General features: G+C 63.0%; 2 protein-coding genes. One reads left to right on the plus strand and one right to left on the minus strand.

Going from position 1 to position 2,395, the window contains the following annotated elements:
- A partial coding sequence (locus Q8M82_RS20050; RefSeq protein WP_305693060.1) for a response regulator transcription factor occupies nt 1-605 on the minus strand: 605 nt, incomplete at its 3' end.
- Between the two features lie 392 nt (nt 606-997).
- Between Q8M82_RS20050 and Q8M82_RS20055 the strand changes: the two genes are divergently transcribed.
- On the plus strand, nt 998-2,395 hold a 1,398-nt coding region (locus Q8M82_RS20055; protein ID WP_305693061.1), incomplete at its 3' end, for a TolC family protein.

The raw sequence follows: 2,395 nt of genomic DNA on the forward strand, positions 1-2,395 counted from the left end.
GTCTTGGCGAACTGCATCAAGGCCTCGCGCGACAAAACCCGGTTGGCGTGTTCGATGAAGGCGACCATCAGGTCGAACTCGCCAGTCGATAGATCGACGAGCGTGCCGGAGGGCGAAACCAGCTCGCGACGCCGCAAATCCATCCTCCAGCCGTCGAAGACGACGAACTCGCTCGCGCGCCCGTCTCCTGCTCTGCGCATGGTGCGTGAACGTCTGAGCACCGCGCGAACTCGCGCCAAAAGCTCTCGCGGGCTGAATGGCTTGGTGATGTAGTCGTCGGCGCCAGCCTCCAGTCCAATGATGCGGTCGCTCTCCTCGCTGCGCGCCGTCAGCATCACGATCGGAACCTGCGAGGTGGCGCGAACATCACCACAAAGATCGAAGCCCGAACGTCCAGGCAGCATCAGGTCGAGAATAATGAGATCGATGTCTGCCTGTCTCAGGACATCAAGCATGACGCGTCCGTCGGGCGCGCCCGTCACTTTGTAGCCGTGACGCTGCAGGAATCGGGCAACCAGTACGCGTATCTGCGGGTCGTCATCGACCACAAGCACATGGCCGTGGTCGTCAGCTGCGGAGGCGGTCGGGGTATTTGTCACGAGCATCTTTCGAGCGGCGCCAGCGGGCCTGCCTCACCGTATGGCCGGCGGGCAGATCGACAATATAGCTCCGTTGTGCCGGCTAGGCGCGATCGGCATTGCAACAATTTGTAACGGACAGCCTTCGTCGCCGTTGCTACCAAACTGCATCGAGGCTTTGGGGTCGAACGAATCGCGATGGCCGGAAAATTTGCTTTCACCGCTTTCTTAGCGCTCGCTCTGGGGGCCTGCTCAGTCGCTCCAGTTCCGGTCCATCTGGCTCGACCGGCCGATCCGAGCGCTCGTGTCCCGGCCGTCGGCTATCAGAGCGTCACCGCCGGCCTCACCTCGGTGCGCCCGACCGACCCGAAGAATTGGCGCGAGCTGAACCGTAGAGTAGGGCCTCAACAGTGACTGCTATGACTCCTGCCTCGCAATCTTTTCATCGAGTTTCGACCATTGCCATCCGCCGCTTCGCGCTTCTGGCTGGCGTTGCTGTGCTTCTTGGAGGTTGCGCGACCTTCTCGGCCGATGGCGGCGTCGGCACCGCGCAGGCTATCGCTTATACGGAGCTGAACAAGGACGTCGTCAAGATCTCCGACGACGCAGTTGCCGGCAGCGCCAAGGCCCGGGTCGATCAGCTCCTGAAGAAGCCGTTGACGGCTGACAGCGCGGTCCAGATCGCGCTCCTGAATAACCGTGGTCTCCAGGCGGCTTTCAACGAGCTCGGCATCGCCGAAGCCCAGATGGTCGCTGCCAGCCTGCCGCCCAATCCGCGCTTCGGCATTTCGAAGCTATCGGGCCGGTTTGAGGTTGAGATCGAGCGGCAGATCGTCGGAAGCCTGTTCGCCTTGGCGACCTGGCCGGCGCGCGCCGACGTGGCCCGCGACCGCTTCCAGAACGCGCAGCTGCGCGCGGCTGAGGCGGTGCTGAAGCTCGCCGCCGACACGCGCAAGCAATATTACCGCTCCGTTGCAGCGAACGCACAGGTTGGCTTTTACGAGCAGGCAAAGTCATCGACTGACGCTGCAACGGAACTGTTCAAACGCCTTGGCGAATCCGGCGGCATCAACAAGCTCGATCAGGCGCGGGAGTTCGCCTTCGACGCCGAGCTCGGCGCCCAGCTCGCCCAAGCTCGTCTCCAGCAGCGCCAGGAGCGCGAACGGCTGGTTCGGCAGCTTGGCCTTTGGGGCAACGACCTCAAATTCCGTATGCCGGCATCGTTACCCTCGCTGCCGCGCCTGCAGTCGGCCAAGGCGGTCGAAGCGGAGGCACTGCGCAAGCGCGTCGACATCCAGATTGCGCGGGGCGAGCTTGCCCTCCTGGCCAAGTCGCTTGGTCTGACCCACGCGACCCGGTTTGTGAACGACATCGATTTGCTGGGCCGACGCACCTATGACCGTGGCCGCAGCGTCCTGCCCGACGGAGATGTCGAGCGCGAGACGAGCCGTAGCCGCACCCTTGAACTCGAGATCGAGATCCCGATTTTCGATTTCGGGCAAAGCAAGGTGGCTCTGGCCGAGCAGACCTACATGCAGGCTGCGAACCGTCTGGCCGAAAAGGCCGTGAACGTACGTTCCGAGGCGCGCGAGGCCTATGTCAGCTATCGCGGCACCTATGACATCGCCCGGCAGTACATCAACAATGTGCTGCCTCTGCGCAAGATCATCCAGGACGAAGCGCTGCTGCAGTATAACGGCATGCTGATCGACGTGACGCAGCTCATCGCCGATGCGCGCGGCCGCATCCTGTCCAACGTCGCCGGGATCAACGCGCGCCGCGATGTCTGGATCGCCCATACCGATTTCAAGCACGCG

The organism is Allobosea sp. (genome assembly GCF_030694325.1).
Taxonomy (GTDB): domain Bacteria; phylum Pseudomonadota; class Alphaproteobacteria; order Rhizobiales; family Beijerinckiaceae; genus Allobosea.